15 protein-coding genes are annotated in these 17,557 nt (G+C 45.6%); 5 read left to right on the top strand and 10 right to left on the bottom strand.

Annotation, left to right across the window (positions count from 1 at the left end; all coding sequences use genetic code 11):
- The first annotated feature begins 10 nt into the window (after positions 1 to 10).
- Positions 11 to 766, top strand: coding sequence for a sulfite exporter TauE/SafE family protein (locus tag R7P72_RS14025; protein WP_005382090.1), 756 nt, complete (start codon positions 11 to 13; stop codon positions 764 to 766).
- A gap of 21 nt (positions 767 to 787) precedes the next feature.
- Positions 788 to 1,066 carry a SelT/SelW/SelH family protein gene (locus R7P72_RS14020; RefSeq protein ID WP_005382088.1) on the top strand — a complete coding sequence of 93 codons (279 nt, stop codon included), beginning with the start codon at positions 788 to 790 and terminating at the stop codon, positions 1,064 to 1,066.
- 38 nt (positions 1,067 to 1,104) lie between these two features.
- Here the strand turns inward: R7P72_RS14020 and yfcE are convergent, their stop codons facing one another.
- The 6 genes from yfcE to R7P72_RS13990 all read right to left on the bottom strand — a co-directional run bounded on the left by yfcE (position 1,105) and on the right by R7P72_RS13990 (position 4,351).
- Positions 1,105 to 1,650 (bottom strand): phosphodiesterase, encoded by a 546-nt coding sequence (gene yfcE / locus R7P72_RS14015; protein WP_005382087.1) that lies wholly within the window; start codon positions 1,648 to 1,650, stop codon positions 1,105 to 1,107.
- Positions 1,651 to 1,725: 75 nt separating this feature from the next.
- On the bottom strand, positions 1,726 to 1,935 hold the full coding sequence (locus R7P72_RS14010; RefSeq protein WP_005382086.1) for a hypothetical protein: 210 nt from the start codon (positions 1,933 to 1,935) through the stop codon (positions 1,726 to 1,728).
- Positions 1,936 to 2,084: 149 nt separating this feature from the next.
- Entirely contained in the window at positions 2,085 to 2,492 is a 408-nt protein-coding gene (locus tag R7P72_RS14005; RefSeq protein ID WP_005382085.1) for a CBS domain-containing protein, read from the bottom strand.
- The gene (locus R7P72_RS14000; RefSeq protein ID WP_005382084.1) at positions 2,489 to 2,839 is read right to left on the bottom strand and encodes a P-II family nitrogen regulator; all 351 of its coding nucleotides are present in this window, start codon (positions 2,837 to 2,839) and stop codon (positions 2,489 to 2,491) included. Before R7P72_RS14000 ends, R7P72_RS14005 begins: the two co-directional genes overlap by 4 nt.
- Positions 2,829 to 3,620, bottom strand: coding sequence for a DUF1538 domain-containing protein (locus tag R7P72_RS13995; protein WP_005382078.1), 792 nt, complete (start codon positions 3,618 to 3,620; stop codon positions 2,829 to 2,831). The genes R7P72_RS14000 and R7P72_RS13995 overlap by 11 nt, the downstream gene beginning before the upstream one ends.
- A complete protein-coding gene (locus tag R7P72_RS13990) occupies positions 3,617 to 4,351 on the bottom strand; it encodes a DUF1538 domain-containing protein (RefSeq protein WP_005382077.1) in 735 nt (244 codons plus the stop codon). Before R7P72_RS13990 ends, R7P72_RS13995 begins: the two co-directional genes overlap by 4 nt.
- A gap of 255 nt (positions 4,352 to 4,606) precedes the next feature.
- On the opposite strand from R7P72_RS13990, the gene R7P72_RS13985 reads away from it, so the two are divergent.
- The 3 genes from R7P72_RS13985 (at position 4,607) to R7P72_RS13975 (ending at position 7,720) form a co-directional block, all read left to right on the top strand.
- Positions 4,607 to 5,521: a TIGR01777 family oxidoreductase gene (locus tag R7P72_RS13985; protein WP_213907348.1), complete on the top strand. Its 915-nt coding sequence runs from the start codon at positions 4,607 to 4,609 to the stop codon at positions 5,519 to 5,521.
- A gap of 44 nt (positions 5,522 to 5,565) precedes the next feature.
- Positions 5,566 to 6,393, top strand: a complete 828-nt coding sequence (locus R7P72_RS13980; protein WP_005382075.1) for an SDR family oxidoreductase — start codon at positions 5,566 to 5,568, stop codon at positions 6,391 to 6,393.
- 472 nt (positions 6,394 to 6,865) lie between these two features.
- On the top strand, positions 6,866 to 7,720 hold the full coding sequence (locus R7P72_RS13975; protein ID WP_005382073.1) for a co-chaperone YbbN: 855 nt from the start codon (positions 6,866 to 6,868) through the stop codon (positions 7,718 to 7,720).
- A 60-nt stretch (positions 7,721 to 7,780) separates the two neighbouring features.
- On the opposite strand, the gene R7P72_RS13970 is transcribed toward R7P72_RS13975, so the two are convergent.
- Genes R7P72_RS13970 through bcsA form a run of 4 tightly spaced genes read right to left on the bottom strand, consistent with a single transcriptional unit; the run spans position 7,781 to position 17,556 of the window.
- Positions 7,781 to 11,545, bottom strand: a complete 3,765-nt coding sequence (locus R7P72_RS13970) for a cellulose synthase subunit BcsC-related outer membrane protein (RefSeq protein ID WP_213907347.1) — start codon at positions 11,543 to 11,545, stop codon at positions 7,781 to 7,783.
- Positions 11,536 to 12,642, bottom strand: a complete 1,107-nt coding sequence (bcsZ, locus tag R7P72_RS13965) for a cellulose synthase complex periplasmic endoglucanase BcsZ (protein WP_132936491.1) — start codon at positions 12,640 to 12,642, stop codon at positions 11,536 to 11,538. The genes R7P72_RS13970 and bcsZ overlap by 10 nt, the downstream gene beginning before the upstream one ends.
- Positions 12,642 to 14,927 (bottom strand): cellulose biosynthesis cyclic di-GMP-binding regulatory protein BcsB, encoded by a 2,286-nt coding sequence (bcsB, locus tag R7P72_RS13960; RefSeq protein WP_132936490.1) that lies wholly within the window; start codon positions 14,925 to 14,927, stop codon positions 12,642 to 12,644. The genes bcsZ and bcsB overlap by 1 nt, the downstream gene beginning before the upstream one ends.
- Positions 14,917 to 17,556, bottom strand: coding sequence for a UDP-forming cellulose synthase catalytic subunit (gene bcsA, locus R7P72_RS13955; RefSeq protein WP_318110631.1), 2,640 nt, complete (start codon positions 17,554 to 17,556; stop codon positions 14,917 to 14,919). Before bcsA ends, bcsB begins: the two co-directional genes overlap by 11 nt.
- Between the last annotated feature and the right edge of the window lies 1 nt (position 17,557).

Here is a 17,557-nt window from a genome sequence, read left to right as displayed (position 1 = left end):
TGTTTTGCTTATGGATTGGCTAGATACCCTTACCCTTTTTTTCGGTTCACTAATCGCCAACACGCTGGCTTCACTTTCTGGTGGCGGAGCAGGCTTGCTTCAATTCCCTTTACTCATCTTTCTCGGCTTACCGTTCTCCGTTGCGCTAGGCACACATAAGGTGGCTTCGGTCGCTTTAGGCTTAGGCGCAGCAAGCACGCATTTGAGATCAGGCACTATTAAATGGAAAATCGCGCTCTATCTTATCTTGTCCGGCAGTATTGGCGTGATTTTAGGGGCTAACTTAATTGTACAGATCCCTGATGGTATCGCGGAAAAGATGCTCGGCACGATGATCTTAGCGCTGGGTATCTACTCGCGACTTAAGACATCGCTAGGCCAAGCTGAAGTAATACGCAACCGTCATCCTATTGGTTGGGTTATTGGTGGAATTGGCTTACTGTTTATCGGCATCATTAACGGATCTCTTACCGCAGGTTCTGGTTTGCTCGTGACACTATTTTTGGTGCGCTGGTTTGGTTACGACTACAAACAAGCCGTTGCTTACACCATGATTTGTGTCGGCCTGTTTTGGAATGGCATTGGAGGCATTGCCGTCGTACAGGCAGGGGCGCCTATTCACTGGGCTTGGTTACCTGTTTTATTGTTAAGCTCTTTTCTAGGCGGCAGTTTAGGCGCATGGGCCGCGACTCGATACAGTAACAGAGTGATTAAAGTTGCATTCGAAATTCTCACGTTTGCCGTGGGCATCAAGTTGCTGGTTTAAAAAGATTAAAAGGAAAGTTTCATGGATAAAGCAATCATTGATATTTATTACTGCCGCCAGTGCAACTGGATGTTGCGTTCAACTTGGCTATCGCAAGAATTACTGCATACTTTTAGCGAAGAAATAGAAACAATCAGCTTACACCCGGACACAGGTGGTCGCTTCGAAATTTTCTGTAATGGCCAGCAAATTTGGGAACGGAAAAAAGACAGCGGCTTTCCTGAAGCCAAGGTGCTAAAACAGCGCGTTAGAGACATTATCGACCCAGAACGCGATTTAGGACATTCAGACACAAAATAGGGAGCAATTCGCTCCCTATTTTTTACTTAGTAAAACCGTTAAATCATGGTTTGTGCTAATACTTCGCCTTCTGGTGTTTTTACCGTTAGCTTATTGCCTTCTAGAGTACCAAAGCTTCTCGGTAAGCCATTACGTGGGAATGTCATCGAGCCTGGGTTGAATATAATGGCTCCATCTTGCATCTCTGCGACGGGAACATGTGTATGACCGTGGGCGATGATATCACCTTCACGCAGTGGCGGCCGTTTTTCAGAGTTGTACAAGTGACCATGAGTCAAAAAGATTCTCTTGCCAGATTCAAGTAGCACCCATGAGTAATCCATCATCATTGGAAACTTCAATAGCATTTGGTCCACTTCACTATCACAGTTGCCACGTACAGAAATAATTTGATCACTGTATTGGTTCAATAAGTCTGCTACCTGTGGAGGGTTGTAGCCTTCTGGAATAGGGTTTCGCGGCCCATGGTTTAGCGTATCTCCTAGCAAAATCAGGTGGTGCGCACCAGAGGCCAGAAATAGCTCAATGGTTTCTTTAGTTGCTGGCAAAGAGCCATGTAGGTCTGAGGCAAAAAATAGTTTCACGACATCGTCTCCTCAAAAAGTATGAGGTCATTCTACGGCATTTTTTTAGCAGCTCAACCTACGACGGTTTGAATACTACTGATAGCGCAATGATTCAATGACCATAGGCAAAACATAGAACCATGCTGCATACGCTGTTCCAACCAACACCAGTATCCAAAACACCATCGACATAAATTTTGATTTGGCTAGATGGTGCAGCGGATCGGGCTCTCCGCATCCTGGACATGCATGAGCGCGTTTTGAGATTTGTTTCTCACACACGGGGCAAGAGACTAAAGGCATGATACAGATTCCTCGACATTAGGCTTAGGGCGCAAAGAATAATGGTGAATTAACACATATGCAACCTAACATATATTAAATATTTTAGTTCTTTGTAACAGTCGCTGACTTGAGAAAAAATTCGTTGATTTTTCATTTATATCAACCTATTACACTTCTTCTCGCACCATACCATTGATGACAATATTGTTATAACTCACCATCCCAATGACCTCGCCACTTTCAATGACCGGCGCTCTGCTTATGCCAAATCGCTCAAACAAACGTGCACAATATTTTACGTTCATATCTGGTTCGACACACAAAGCGGGCTTGGTCATGATTTCATAAATATTTGTGCGCTGAGGAGAACGATTATTCGCCAGCACCTTTTTGGCGATATCATTCATCAACACGATGCCATATTCATCATTATCATCTCGCTTTTTCACCACCAGTGCTTTGACTTGGTATTTTTTCGCTAGCGTTATGCCTTCATAAACTGTCATTAGCCCATCAACCATGACATAAGTAGCCGCCATTACATCTCGAACTCTAATTATCGTTTGATCACTCATAATTCATCCTCAACCACTTTGGTCAACGTTTCTACTTGATGCGCGACACCGACTGCATCTTCAATATCGATCTGAATAGCAATGCCCTGCCCCGACTCTCTGTCGAATTCACCAACCTCATTAATGGTTTCTAATATGTGTCGAGAGAGATGTTCCTCGACCACAAACAGCAGCACATCTTTTTGCACTTCTAGCGTTAAACCAAAAAACGTTCGCTTTTGATTTAAACCTTGTCCGCGAGCATTGTTAATCACCGTAGCACCGGTCGCACCAGCATCGCGTGCAGCGTCCAACACCTTGTCTGTTTTGCTGTCTTCAACAAACGCAAGTATCAATTTAAAGCGCATTTTCTTCTTCCTCCGAGACGTTTTTATTCAGCCACTGGGTTATTTGCGCATAGCCCATCACAGAGATCATAGGAAATAGACTGGCAAACGCGATCAAGCCAAAGCCATCAATCATTGGGTTTCTTCCAGGGACGGTCGAAGCAAGCCCTAACCCTAATGCAGTTACAAGTGGGACAGTGACGGTAGAAGTTGTTACGCCTCCAGAATCGTAGGCGAGTGGAACAATAAGCTTAGGAGCGTAAAACGTTTGAATCACAACGACGATGTAACCCGCGATGATGTAATAATGAATGGGATCGCCCACGACAATCCGGTAACTCCCTAATGCAATACCAATTGCCACCCCAAACGCAACGGCTACGCGCAAGCCGTTAATACTGATACTGCCTCCAGAGACTTGGTTTGCTTTTATCGCTACAGCGATTAAAGAAGGCTCTGCAATCGTGGTACTAAAGCCTATAAAAAAGGCGAAGGTGTAAACCCAATAATAGTCGACCCACATTAAGGCTTTCCCTACCGATACTTTGAACTCTTGTAAAAACTCCGGCGCCGTTAATTGCACAGCCATCGTCTCCCCAAGTGGAAACAACGCCATTTCTAATCCAAGTAAAAAAAGAGCTAACCCGAAAATCACATAAACGAACCCAAGCAAAACTTTCTTAAGGTTGCTAACAGGACGCCTTAACACCGCTAACTGAAAACCAAAAATAATGCTGGCGATGGGAACGACGTCTCGAACGGTCGATAACAAAGTGTCTAGGAAATGATCAATTGAAATCATGTTACGACCATTCCGTAAACCATCACAAACATCATCGGTAACAGCGAGGCAAAAGCGATTAAACCAAAGCCATCCACCATAGGGTTACGCCCTTTAATAGAAGACGCTAAACCGACGCCCAGAGCAGTGACCAAAGGTACTGTTATGGTGGACGTGGTTACACCTCCGGAATCGTAAGCGACGCCAATAATGGCTTCAGGTGCAAACCACGTCAGTATTACAACGCCTACATAGCCACCAATGATCATGTAATGAATCGGCCACCCTTTTAAGATACGCAAAACACCGATAACGATGGCTATCCCCACAGAGAGAGCTACTGTTACTCGAAGTCCTTCTCCGTAATCCTGCATGGACTGCTCTGAGTTAGCGATCATTCCGCCCTCAGCCGCAACTTCTGAGGCTTCTTCCGCTACCGCGGTTAATGCAGGTTCAGCTATCGTGGTGCCAAACCCCAAACAAAACGCAAAGACTAATAACCAAAACACGCTGCCTTTTTTTGCAAAGGCTTGAGCCATACTCTCTCCGATAGGAAAAAGACCAAGTTCTAGGCCAAAGATAAAAAAGGTTAATCCTAAAACGACAAGCAACAAGCCAAAAAGAATGGAGACCAGGTTGGGCAGCGGCTCTTGCAAAACGACTAATTGGAAAAAAGTGATAACAATGATGATGGGTAATAAGTCACGAGCACTATTGAGGAGCGCTCGAAAAAGCGCAACAAATGCTTCCATGCCTATCCTCCTTGATTGTGCAAACTGATTACGCTCGTTCCAATGAGCGATAACTTCTAGTCTGGCATAGATTTCACTCTTCTACCGTGAATGCACTAGCGCCATCTATAACATTTAGTTACATATTTTCTAATATGTGAAGTTAATAGTATCTCTGCCAGCTTGTCACTATCCCAGAAATAATGGTGTTGAGATGATCAAGCTAAGCACAAAACGACTATAATGTTCTAATACGTGTACATTCAAAGAGATAACATGAAGATATTACTCACAGGTGGCACTGGGTTTATTGGCTCGGAGTTGCTCAAGCTGCTATCAACTCACCAGGTTATACTACTTACACGCTCTCCAGAGCGAGCAAAACAACGCCTACAGCATGCTGATCTGGGTAATATCGAATACCTTGACTCGCTCGAGTCGTTCGCCGATCTCAATCACGTTGATGCCGTCATTAATCTTGCAGGTGAGCCAATTGCGGATAAAAGGTGGACCAGCGAGCAAAAAGAAAAAATCTGCAAAAGTCGTTGGAAAATTACCGAGCAAATTGTTGAGCTGATCCACGCAAGTACCGAACCTCCCTCTGTTTTTATTAGTGGCTCGGCAGTTGGCTACTATGGTGATCAACAAGACCATCCGTTTGATGAGTGCTTACATGTTAATAGCGACGACTTTCCTCACGAGGTTTGTGCAAAGTGGGAGCAAATAGCCAAGCGCGCAGAGTCGGAACAAACACGGGTTTGTCTACTGAGAACTGGCGTGGTACTCGGCCTTAATGGTGGTGCGTTGGCAAAAATGCTATTACCTTACAAGCTTGGCGTAGGCGGCCCACTCGGGAACGGTAATCAGTACATGCCTTGGATTCACATCCTAGATATGGTCCGCGCCATCATGTACTTGCTTGAAACACCACATGCCCACGGTGCATTCAATATGTGCGCCCCCCATCCTGTGACTAATCGTATATTCAGCGGCACACTAGCTAAAACGCTAAAACGTCCGCATATCTTGTTCACGCCTAAATGGGCGATGGAACTCCTAATGGGAGAATCTTCCTGCTTATTGTTTGATAGCATGAGAGCCAAACCCAAAAAACTCACCGAACTGGGCTTTAAATTTAGCTACTCCAGAATAGAGCCAGCACTCAAGCACTTGCTTCATGACCGGAGCTGATGAATGATGGCTCTAATCAAGGTTTCTGAGTCTTAAATTAAATTATGAAAAAGTCGATTCTTATTACGGGTTGTTCAACCGGCATCGGTTACGTGTGCGCTCACGCCCTACAAAACAAGGGATTTAATGTCATTGCATCTTGTAGGAAAGAACAAGATGTCCAGCGCCTAATTAATGAAGGGCTAACCTGCATCAATCTAGACCTAAATAGCCCAGAAAGCATTTCTTCGGGCGTGAAGCAAGCGCTAGAGTTAGCAGAAGGTAAGCTTTACGCAGTGTTCAATAATGGTGCCTATGGTCAGCCCGGAGCACTGGAAGACTTACCCACCGAGGCTCTTCAAGATCAATTTCAGACCAACTTTTTTGGTTGGCACCAGTTGGTCAGAGAGGTACTTCCTCATATGCGCCAGCAAGGCGAAGGACGCATCATACAAAACAGCTCTGTTCTTGGTTTTGCCGCAATGAAATACCGTGGTGCCTATAATGCATCAAAATTTGCCTTAGAAGGCTGGACAGATACGCTCAGGCTAGAGCTTGCGGATACGAATATCAAAGTGGTATTGATAGAACCAGGACCGATCGAAACTCAATTTAGAAACAATGCATTACGAGCCTTTGAGAAGTGGGTTGATATTGAATCTAGCCCCCATCGTCATGCTTATGAAGGACAAAGAGAGCGACTCAACAACGACAAGTCTAATAATCGATTTGTTTTACCTGCAGAGTCTTGCATCGCACCAGTTCTTCATGCATTAACTAGCGTTTCACCGAAAATTCGTTATCGAATTACTACACCGACTAAATTATTCGCAGTCTTGAAAAGACTATTACCAACCCGTGCACTTGATAAAATTTTGCGACAGGCTGCATAAAAAAGTTTTGTCGAAATGTAATTTCATCGTAACAATGTGATGTCATTATGAACATGTAGGTTAAAAAAACCTCAACTAAACGAATCAATTTCTACGCAATTCAGCGGGGATTCTTTCGCCCAAAGTGATTGAGTTGCTTAGATTTGGTATCGCCACCCATTCCGTTTTGTAGCAATGTTTATACTACTGCGAGGCAACAATGACATTAAATCAGCTTAACTGGCTTAGTGTGGGTGTAGTGTTGACCATGTTCATCCTATTTTGATACCGCACTAACAAATAGCATTAGAATTGCGCTGCTTCGGCAGCGTTTTCTTTTTATCTAACACCTGAGCAGCAATAACCTCACTCTATTATCCCACGTTTTCTCAAAATAGAATGATTCATTATTGATGGTGAATGTCGCTTGAATTTCACCTAAATCAACTCCATATCTAATATCAACGACAAGACACAAGGCAAGGATACTCTGATGCAATCCCCATTTATCGTTGAGATAACAGAACAGAACTTTCGCGAAACGCTTGAAGGATCAATGAACACGCCCGTTTTGATCCACTTTTGGGCCAACGCTCAGCCAGAAAGCGCACAGATACTCCCTGAGTTGCAATCTCTTGCTCAACAGTACAACGGTGCATTTACGCTTGCTCTACTAAATTGTGAAGATCAGCCCGCTTTAGCGTCTCAATTTGGCGTGCAAGTATTGCCAACTATCGCGCTGTTTATAAATGGTCAAGCCGTCGATGGTCTGGGAGGCCCCCAGCCAATTGATGCCATTGCTACCATGCTACAAAAGCATTTGCCAAGCCCAGATGAACAACTATTAAAACAAGTCAGTGAACTTCTTCAGCAAGGTGAGCATGCTCAGGCTTTGAGCATCATCCACACTTTGCCGCCAGAGCTGCAAGAGCGTGGTGATGTGAAACTCGCGATGGCTGATTGTTTGCTAGAAACCAAACAATTTGATATTGCCCAAGAACTACTGAACGCTATCCCTCTCGAGTATCAAGATAACTACTACAAGAGCCTAATAGCCAAGCTCGAGCTGCATTTGCAGGCTGCAGATAGCCCTGAGTTACAGCGACTAGAACAAGCATACGCAGCAGACATGGCAAACTTCGAACTCGCTTGTGAATTGGCGGTACAATACAACCAAGTTGCTCGGGATGAAGAAGCGTTGGAACTGCTGTGGAATATTCTTAAAAAAGACTTGGGCGCCCAAGACGGTGACGTGAAGAAGACTTTTATGGATATTCTCAGTGCGCTAGGTCAAGGTAACGCATTAGCAAGCAAATATCGTCGCCAGCTTTACTCAATTTTGTACTAAGCGTCGCATTCTTCTAGGAATAAGACAACAAAGGCCGGGACTTCCGGCCTTTGTTTTTTGTTAGAAGTCGCTATACAGCGTTGGTGCTGCTGGCGGATACTCTATTGGTTGCCAACGATCATTAAAGGTGTACTTGGCATAAAGCATGAAATGGTTTGGTGTATAAAACTCAGAACGTTGTACATCGACTAACGCACCAAGATACCAACGTTTGCTGACTCGCTTTTCCACCGCCGCTTGCAACGACGTACCAAAACCACCACCTTTGTCTGACTCCGCTACTGTCGATAAGTATGGCGCGTCTTCCTTAGTCCAAGAGTTAGAGACGGATGCACTCAATTGATATGACCAAGAACTGTTGTATCGGCCATAAAAGTTGATAGGTAAAGACACCGAGAAGTAACTTTGCGGGCTGTAGTAGCCACCGTGACCTAGCGTGTACTCACCCAGATTTTTGTCGTAATCAAGGTACATTAAGTTCGTACCTATACTTAAACGCTGGTCATCCGTTGCAATTAACTTGTAGTAAGCTCCACCTAGCACGCCTAAACGAGTGTTGTCCTCAACCTTTTCACCAGTCAAAACATGATACTGCAAGCTACTCCAAAAACCGTAAGGGCCACCAATGTCCCAACTTGAGCTCAACTTCACACCAGTACGAGCAACTCCGCCCCATTTAGTCCCTTGAGGGTCAGTCGTGCCGCTAGGGACAGACATTCCAGCATAAGAAAGCGCGCTACTGGTCTCTGGGCGACGCGAAGCTTCTGCCGTCCAACCGAACTCACCCAGGTCCCCATTGATGCGCACACCACCAACCCATGTGGTATGGTCGAAACCAATTGGTGTCGTGCCGATATCGACCAACCAATCTTCAGCCTGCCAGCCCACTCCAAATGCCATACCTGATGCGTCATTTTGGAACGAAGTGCTGTCAGAATCGGTGGTTTTTTCATAATAGTCCAACTGACCTGAATCGATAGAAACATAATCGGCTTTTAGCAACAGGTGCCCATCCCAGCTCTCTATCGGGATTCGGGCTTCTATGGGCACTTGATTCGAAGTATTACGGCCATCTCGTGCACTGTAATCCCAGCCAATCATGACATGCCCATCACTCCGATCATGCAGTTTATCGATGTCCGATTTGACGTTACGAGTCAACCAGTAGTCGTCAGCAGTATCATATAGCTCGCGTAAGCTTAGGGGTTCTTTTTTCGCCTCTTCAGGTTCACGATTTTTATCCATTCGGTCACGATTTAAGGCTTGATAGGCGCGTGTTTCAGCTAACGCCCACTGTTGATTTTCCATTGCTATAGACATGCTATTGCGAAATGCTAATGCGTCGGCATCAGGCATCGCATCCAACAACTGATTTAGCGCATTAGCGTCATTTCGATAGCCTTGTTGATTAAACACCGCGGCCACTGTCATCAACTGTGCCGCAGTTAAGCTATCGCGCTTTTTATTCAAAATGAGGTGCATGTCGTGATACGTCGCTTCATATCCAGTCAAAGCACTAGCTTGCAACATGCCAATTTCTGCTTGAGTTTTAAATGGCTCAGGCTTTAAAGAAACTTGTTCATACAAATCCAACGCAAGCTTAGGCTGTTGATTAACCAGCATCAGATCCGCTTGACTCAACAGTCGACGGGTTTTGAGTTCATCAAGCTGTAATGCTTCCGAAGCACTTAAATCTTGTGTTGCGGAATTTAATGCTAAGTCCGCGTACCAACGATCAAAATATTCAAAGTGATTCAAGCTTACCATCATGCTGCCGTAAGCCAGTTTGTCATCGGTTGACCAATCTTCTGAAAGCGAAATGTTTTGGAAAATCCTCTCAGCTTCCTTAACTTCATCAATGTCTAACCACGCACTCACTAGACGAGCGAGCGGTTGAATTTGACCTTGATAATCCGACTCTAGCGCACGTAATGTCGCCATTACTGATTCGGGAGAAGCTAAGTAACGCGTTTGAATGTCTCTCAACTGAGCATCAAGCTTCAAGCGGGTTAAATTGCGCTGCATTGCGTCTGTCATGTCATGTTGTGCGATACTCTCTAGCTCAGCGATGGCCTCATTCACGTTGAAGTCCTTCGCGAGATAAAGCGCGTAAGCAAATTTCATTTCAGGGTCACTACTAGATGTAGCCCAATCGGACATCAGCGTATCCGCGCGTACTTTGTCGCCCATTGAATGAATAACATCAGCAATATCAAGCCTTAACCATGGGGAGGTTGGCTGTAGCGCAATCAATTCCTCTACGGACGCTTTCATCGTTGCCTGATCATTTTGAGCGATTGCGATCCGCAGACGAGTCAAAATAACTTCCGACTTGATGCTCGCTATTTTTTCAGCGACCACTTTCTGCTGTGGGGCTGAGTAACTGCACGCGAGTGCTTCCGCGCCAGACCAATCTTGCTGCTGAATACGAACATCTAAGCGACCACGCAATGCAGAGCTATTGCTGCTATCCAGTTGCAAAGCTTGTTTGAAAACCTTCTCTGCCGCGGCATAATTTTCTTGTACCAGATACAAAGAGCCTAATGATGAATAAGCATAAGGTTGGGATTTATCTACTTGAATCGCTTTTTGATAAGCGCTTTCTGCTTGCTTAAACTGGCCTTTTTCGACCAAGGCATCACCTTGATCAAGATACGCCCAATATTGAGAAGTCTCGATTAGCGCTGCCCATTTTGAGGCCGAGTCAGGATTATGATCTAAGTGCTGAGCCTGTTTAAAGTATCCGAGCGCTTTTTGTTGCTGCCCTCTACGTAGATAAACCTTACCCATAGCACCAAGCAATTCAGGATCTTGCGGACGAGTCGTCAACGCATAACGCAGCTGAGCTTCTGCTTGGTCGGTTTTATCTTCCTCGAGCAACGCTAACCCTTTGAGCTTGGCGAGATAAGTGGGGTCTTTGCGTAGTTCCTTTTCCTTTTTCCAGCGATCTTTCGCGCTTTGATTCGCTCTTTGTATCTCCATGTCAGACGGGTAGTAGCTAGCTAAGATGGCATATTGCTGAACAACTTGATCTGAAATAGGCAATTGATCCAATGCACGCAACCACGACGTTGCCGCATTTGTTCCAACCGAAGGAGCAAGCGCTAACTTTTTATAGGTATCGAGAATCCATGGATCGGCAGGATTATCTTTGCGAATGTGGTTGGCTAACGCGAGTTGAAAAGACGGAACACTAGGATAATTTGCATTTAAACGTTCCAGTCCCTGTTTTACCGAGCTCCAACTGCCTGGCAAGTTACTTTGCAACTGTAGGAATTCCAGTTGTAACGCTGGTGATGGCATTCCATTTGGGAAAAGGGCTTTGTAAGCTTGAATCGCTTCATCGTAACGACCAGATTTTGCAAGCAACTGAGCGCGCTGATAATCCGCTCTTTTCTCTCCCTGAATAGCCATAATCGATGACAAGTTTTTCGCTTGAGTCGAATGAGGCGCCTGTCTGATTAAGCGCTCAAATACCGGTTTTGCTAATTCTGGCTGCTTACGTTTCAGATACATATTCGCTTGATAGAAAAGCCCCGTTGGATTGCTTTCTTCAATCGCGAACAGCCTCTCCAGAGTACTCTCGACAATATCATCTCGGCCAATCGCATCCGCCAGTTTTAGCTGCTCAACCAACCACTCAACCGAGTCAACTCGTGCTAATGATGTGGAAAATTGAACCAGCTCGATAGGCTTGTAGACCTGTGCGAGCTGCGACTTTGTCAGAGGTTTTGAGCTAAAGCTTTCTGCATGCACAGTGCCGACGCCACCAGCCGCCAAAGCAACCAGTGGAATCCACCATAACACGCGTCCTGTTACTGACATCTCTCGCTCCATACAGGAAGCAATTCACCTTGCACACCAAAACGGTAACGTTCTTCATGCCAACCAAGCCCAAATAGACTTAATACGTTGTCGTAATAATGATCGTTTTTGTCCACCACAAGTTCATTTTGAGCACGACGAAACTGCGTCTCCAACAGCGTAGATTCACCAGAAGCCGCGAGTAACGGAAGAGCCGCAGCAGAAAAACCTGCGCTTCCTGCTTGGGTATATTTACCCGTTTCAGTATTTACTTCTCTCGCTGGCGCACCAAGGGCTTTGGTTGCCGCGACAAACGGCTGCATTTTTTGTACTAATACTGCTTTTTCTGAAACTTGGTCATTTAGCATACCCGCCCAAAGATAAGTGCGGATCGCGTTGTAACTGCCCATCGGCCCTGTAACCACATCTGAGCTATAACGACCATTTCTCAATGCTGCCCAGTCTGGGCTAAAGCCAGCTGGCATCGTTTTCTCTAGCATGTGAACACTTGCCTTGTACATTGAATCCCAGTTGTATTGCGGGTACAGCGACTGCATACGAGCAATCAGTTGTAACGGAACATAACTCGGATTCACACGGTACTGGCCGTCGGCATCAAAGCCCGTTGGAGCTGGCAACAATACCGTTCCAACTCCCGCTATGTTGATGGTTTCTTCACGTAAAATACGACTCGCGATCAGATGTCCAAGGGTCTGATAGTAGTAGTTATTCCATAATCTCCCCGCCTCAACAAGGGAGTAAGCTATCCACAAATCAGAATCTGACGCTGGGTTAGAATCCAACACTCCGAACTGACCATTTTCTTTTCTTCCCCACAACCAAGCGGGAAGCCTTGCCGTCAAGTCCCCATCAGCTAAATGTGATTGAGTCCATTTTAAAACCTGATCGAAGGTTTTAGGGTCATTGGCAACCAAGGCAAAAAACAATGCGTAAGATTGGCCTTCCGAGGTTGTAATCATACGCTCGTCACTGCCATCAACGACTCGGCCTTGCTCCATGTATACCGACTTAAATGTTTCCCATTGTGGCCACTCGCAGGTGTTAGCCCACAAGTAAGGAGACACGAACAACATAAGGAACGAGATGAGTTTTTTCATTATTCCTCTTCCTCAGTTTTTTCTAAACGTCTAGACGCCACTTGACGTAATACGCGCCAAAGCACAATGGTTACGATCACCACTAGCAAGGCGGCAAAGCACGCAACGATGACTGGGTGATTAGAGAAGTGATACCAAACGAGCTGCCACACAGGAAGCTTACCGACATAGTAGTGCGAACCCACGTTGTAGCTTGCTACTTCGTTATTTCTCAACGTCACTACCGAGCCAAACATGCGCTCCACTTTACCGGAGTCAGCCAACGCGCGATCAACCGACGCAAAATCTGACGGGTGAGCCGCCATAATAGAAATGACGCTGCGTTTTTTCGTAAATGGCGATTCTGCACCATAAATAGCAGCAAAAGAGCCTTCTGCCTCAACAGAAACATAATCCGCGGCCACTTGACGAGCATCACTTGGACTCATCCAGTTCATTCCGAGCTGCTTTTCATTTTTGCTTGGCAGGCGAATTTGTCTCTGACCTTCTTTAACCACTAAGTTAACTTGGTCAGGGTTATTAGCGGCTTGTTCTAGTGCATCCACAACACCAATCGTCAGGATGTCTTTATTTTTTAGTTGCTCAGCATTCCATTTATCTGTCAAAAGCACCTGAATACCTGGGTACCCAGAATCACTTCCTAACGAGCCCATGACGTTTAAGAAGGTCTGCAACACTTCTTTTGGAGCTCTCTCTGGAACAACAATCGCAGTTTCTGACAAATCGGCCATGCGTGTGTAAGGGAAGCCAGAAGTAGCAAAAGCGCGCATATTTGGCATTTCGATGTAGTGAGGGAAACCACTAAAATCAACCGTAGAGTCACCATCAATGACCGCGTATTGCTTACTTGGCTGCGTCACCTGACATTGCCCATCAGTCACCGACGCAAAACCAAACTCAAACTCGATTCGGTTTTGACTACCCACCTTAAAAGCCGGAATGCGAACAAACGTATCACCACTTAGAATGCCATCATCTAACAAAGGAACACGTATACGGTTAGATTCTCCACCTTGACCTTTTGTGGTTAGGTTGAACGCCTCAATGAATTGGTCATTAATACTCAAAGTCAGACGAGAGCCGGAATGATCCGCAGCAGGCGGTGAATAACGATAGTTAAGATCCATCGGTATACCACGGCTTTGCCAAGTAAAGAGATCGGGTGGTAAACGCAAACTTACGTTGATTGGTGGAGGCGTTCGGCCTTCCACTTGCAGCATGCTTTTTTGTTCGACTAACTCAGACAATGCAACAGGACGAGCCGTACTCACCCAGTTTGGCGCATCGTACGGGACTCGTGGTTTGATTTGTTTGACTTCATTAATCTTCGCGATTGGTCCAGTAAGAAGTTGGTTTCCCAACGCCAAACCTTGCACCGCAATGTTAAGATCCTTACTGTCACGGCCTATCACTAGAAGAAGCTTCACGTACGGGTCTGTTGGATGAGTGATGACTTGAAGACGAGGGCCATCCGTGTCTGGAAAATCTCTCAGAAACTCAGGTTTGTTGTCATTGGTAACAAAGACAATGGCGTTGCGCTTAGGTAACGTGTCGACACTAAAAGGGAATTGAGCACCACGCCAACCCGCAAGAGCACCAAAGTAAGAGCTCAAGACACCGGCAGCCTTGACATCATCTAAATCGTATTTGCTACCCATCACGACAGGCAGATTTAACTGGCTGAAATCACGGACATCAAAAAAAGGAGCCGGTAACAAACTCAAGTCACTTTCCAGCACTGTCTTTTGAGCAAGCATCTCAATTCGACTACTTTGGCTAATCTCAGCCCAAATGCTCGAGTCATTGGGGTTAGCACAGTCTTTCTGAGTATTCCCTATTAACTCAAAGCGAATTTGGTTGTAATTACTAAAGTAACGAGTGTCCAGCGGCATAGATAAGCTCAACTTTTTGCCTTGCTGGCCATCGACGATTGACGCTACTCCCATAAGTTCGTTGTTCAAATACACTTTGACGTGAGAAACCAAAGAGAGCAACGCTGGCGAAGGTGTGATATCAAAGTGCAACGTTGCTTTAGATACCACCTCATCGAGTCGCGAACCGAAACCAATATAAGCACTGGCCTCACTACCTTGGATAGCAATTGAACCACTGTAACCTAATTGACTAAATGGGATGACGCGCTTAAACACGGTCGAATCTTCAGCATCTTGCTGTGCCAAAGGCGTTGCTTGTTGCTGACTTACTTCTTGTGCCGCGAGACTGCACGACATACACATGAGAGTGATAGCCGTTGTCAACGCTGTTAGTTTTTTATTATTTAGCATGACTTGAGGTCCTGATTGGGACATAACGAGGTCTTAGTGACCAAATAAATTCGATACAAAATAAAAGTGCATCCACACTGACCTGAACAAACTTAGGACAATGTTGCAGCAAGCGTTTGTATCCATTAAAGCCGACTTGCAGTACAGCCTGCATACTCGATAGAGGTTTATCTGATTGATAACCTTGTTGCCATTTCGCCCATGTATCTGCACGTGCAAATGTACATTGGACGTATTGGATTTGTTGTTGATGAGACAATTCGTTGAGTTGTAAACCAAATATCCCCTTATGAGCATAGGCAACCGTCATAGGGAACACGAATTCTTGGCCACCTCGATTGAGGATCACTTCTAAGGTTTGACCGAGTAAGTAAGCACAGGTTGGTTCATCGACCCCGTCAATTTCTATGCGCACGCCCCCCAAAGAGAAATCCTTCATCTGCGCTTGTATTAAATGCCCAGAATTAAGCCTAACCGCGACAGGAATCGCCACCTCTACTCGGTGATCTTTTCGCACTTGTTTAGCTTCTACTGCAACCGCAACGGCAGCACCTAAAATCAACAGGTTGTACATCGTCCATACGAGATTCACGATAACTGTACCGATTTCATTTTGAGGCCCCCACCCCATTCGGTAAATCCCTACAGCGAAGCCCAAAATGTTGAGTGCAACCAAAACCAAATATGGTCGAGAGATCACCCAATCGTAGTGAGACTTTTCAACCAAACCGCCTTTTGCCGTTACGTTGAATGTCCCTTTATGGGGCGCAAACAAAGCCACCGTTGTTGGCCTTGCGATATACCAAGCAAGCACGGTTTCGTATACCTCACCCCAAAACGAATAACGGTAGTCACCCTGCATACGAGAGTTGGTCATGCTGGCGTGAATCATGTGGGGTAATACGTACAAAATGATCGCCAGCGCTGGCGCATAAATCACGTAGGAATGCAGCAACAAATAAGCCAAGGGTGCGATCAGGAATACAATCCTCGGGATACCAGATAGAAAGTGCAGCATGGCATTGACGTAACAAAGCCGTTGAGAGAGCTTAAGCCCCTTTCCAGTCAATGGATTATCGACCCTAAATATCTGCGCCATCCCGCGAGCCCAACGAATGCGTTGCCCAACGTGTGCAGACAATGTTTCTGTCGCCAAACCAGCAGAAATCGGCTGCTTAAGATATGCAGAACGATAGCCTAAACGGTACATGCGCAGAGACGTGTGCGCATCTTCCGTCACGGTTTCGACTGCAATACCACCGACTTCCTCTAAAGGCTCTCGACGTAAAATAGCGCACGAGCCACAGAAGAAAGTCGCATCCCATAAGTCGTTACCATCTTGAATCAGGCCGTAAAACAAGTTGCCTTCGTTTGGCACGTTACGAAAGTTCGATAAGTTACGCTCAAAAGGATCCGGTGAGAAAAAATGGTGCGGCGTCTGAATAAGCGCCAACTTTGGATCTTTCAGGAACATCCCCATTGTGAGCTGAAAAAATGCTCGTGTAGGAATATGGTCACAGTCAAAAATCGCAACAAACTCACCGCTGGTCTGCTTCAACGCATAGTTAATGTTACCGGCTTTCGCATGTTCATTCGTTGGGCGGCGGATGTAGTTCACCCCTACACTTTTGGCGAAATCTCGGAAGCTATCACGCTTGCCGTCATCCAGAATGTGGATGTTAAGTTTGTCTTTCGGCCAATCGACACCTAACGAGGCATAAACCGTCGCTTTCACAACATCGAGATCTTCGTTGTAAGTAGGGATCATCAAGTCAATGGTTGGCCAAGTTGACTGATCCGGTGGCATCGATACTGGTTTGCGATTCAATGGCCAGATATTTTGGAAATAGCCAAGCATCAGCACAATCCAAGAATACGTCTCAGCTAGAAGTAAAACGCCCCCTAGAAACAAAGCAACAGGATCGTCCCAGTTCAGGGTAGACGAATAACGCCACCACAAGTATCGACATGAGGCCGTAACCGACAAGATGATCAAAAGCATGGTAGGAAAACGACCCGGCATGCGACGGACCATCATCGCTAATGCCCAGAGTAACAGCACAAAGACAGTCTGAGCCTGATAACCAAATGGCACCGTAAAACAAAGCAAAGCGATTAACACCACGAAAAACAACAAGGTGTAGTTCAACGCCATCGCTGACTTACTTGCTTTAATACGCTCTCGAACTTGTGGATCTTTGATGTTGTTCGCTGTCTGTTCTAACCAGCGGACGCCTTTTGCAACCAATTCAAATGGCAAGTAGAACGCATTGCGAATTTGCTCGGCTAAAGTCATCGCTAAGCTGCTGGTTTTTTTGGACCATGCTGTATTTACATTTACGTTTTGCCTGAAGCAAAGCAACCACACGCTTTGGATAATAAAACGTACAGGATCAAACCATCTTGGCGCAGCAAAATTAACGTTTGGATAGTAAACCAAAGGCAGTTTCCATGAGGGAACACCCGAAATAACCGGCTTTAAAAATACAAAACTCAATGAAAACCAAAAAGACAAAGCACACTCACCAACCCAGTTTGTTTTACAATTCCAGGCTTGCTCGTAAGCGTTCTTCTGCAGTCTGAATTGGTCCACTACCCAACGTTGGAAAATCAGATTAAGACTTCGCATA

The sequence above is a fragment of the Vibrio sp. Vb0888 genome, assembly GCF_033338835.1.
GTDB classification, from domain to species: domain Bacteria; phylum Pseudomonadota; class Gammaproteobacteria; order Enterobacterales; family Vibrionaceae; genus Vibrio; species Vibrio alginolyticus.
Note: the sequence above shows the minus strand (reverse complement) of the source record. Positions and strands in the feature narration are given on the sequence as shown.

Excerpts from the sequence above, each read along its gene's own strand:
- R7P72_RS14010 (WP_005382086.1), bottom strand. The coding sequence starts at position 1,935 with ATGCCTTTAGTCTCTTGCCCCGTGTGTGAGAAACAAATCTCAAAACGC.
- R7P72_RS13985 (WP_213907348.1), top strand. The coding sequence starts at position 4,607 with ATGAAGATATTACTCACAGGTGGCACTGGGTTTATTGGCTCGGAGTTG.
- R7P72_RS13990 (WP_005382077.1), bottom strand. The coding sequence starts at position 4,351 with ATGGAAGCATTTGTTGCGCTTTTTCGAGCGCTCCTCAATAGTGCTCGT.
- R7P72_RS13970 (WP_213907347.1), bottom strand. The coding sequence starts at position 11,545 with ATGTCAGTAACAGGACGCGTGTTATGGTGGATTCCACTGGTTGCTTTG.
- R7P72_RS14000 (WP_005382084.1), bottom strand. The coding sequence starts at position 2,839 with ATGCGCTTTAAATTGATACTTGCGTTTGTTGAAGACAGCAAAACAGAC.
- R7P72_RS14020 (WP_005382088.1), top strand. The coding sequence starts at position 788 with ATGGATAAAGCAATCATTGATATTTATTACTGCCGCCAGTGCAACTGG.
- bcsB (WP_132936490.1), bottom strand. The coding sequence starts at position 14,927 with ATGCTAAATAATAAAAAACTAACAGCGTTGACAACGGCTATCACTCTC.
- bcsA (WP_318110631.1), bottom strand. The coding sequence starts at position 17,556 with ATGCGAAGTCTTAATCTGATTTTCCAACGTTGGGTAGTGGACCAATTC.
- R7P72_RS13975 (WP_005382073.1), top strand. The coding sequence starts at position 6,866 with ATGCAATCCCCATTTATCGTTGAGATAACAGAACAGAACTTTCGCGAA.
- R7P72_RS13980 (WP_005382075.1), top strand. The coding sequence starts at position 5,566 with ATGAAAAAGTCGATTCTTATTACGGGTTGTTCAACCGGCATCGGTTAC.
- R7P72_RS13995 (WP_005382078.1), bottom strand. The coding sequence starts at position 3,620 with ATGATTTCAATTGATCATTTCCTAGACACTTTGTTATCGACCGTTCGA.
- bcsZ (WP_132936491.1), bottom strand. The coding sequence starts at position 12,642 with ATGAAAAAACTCATCTCGTTCCTTATGTTGTTCGTGTCTCCTTACTTG.
- R7P72_RS14005 (WP_005382085.1), bottom strand. The coding sequence starts at position 2,492 with ATGAGTGATCAAACGATAATTAGAGTTCGAGATGTAATGGCGGCTACT.
- R7P72_RS14025 (WP_005382090.1), top strand. The coding sequence starts at position 11 with ATGGATTGGCTAGATACCCTTACCCTTTTTTTCGGTTCACTAATCGCC.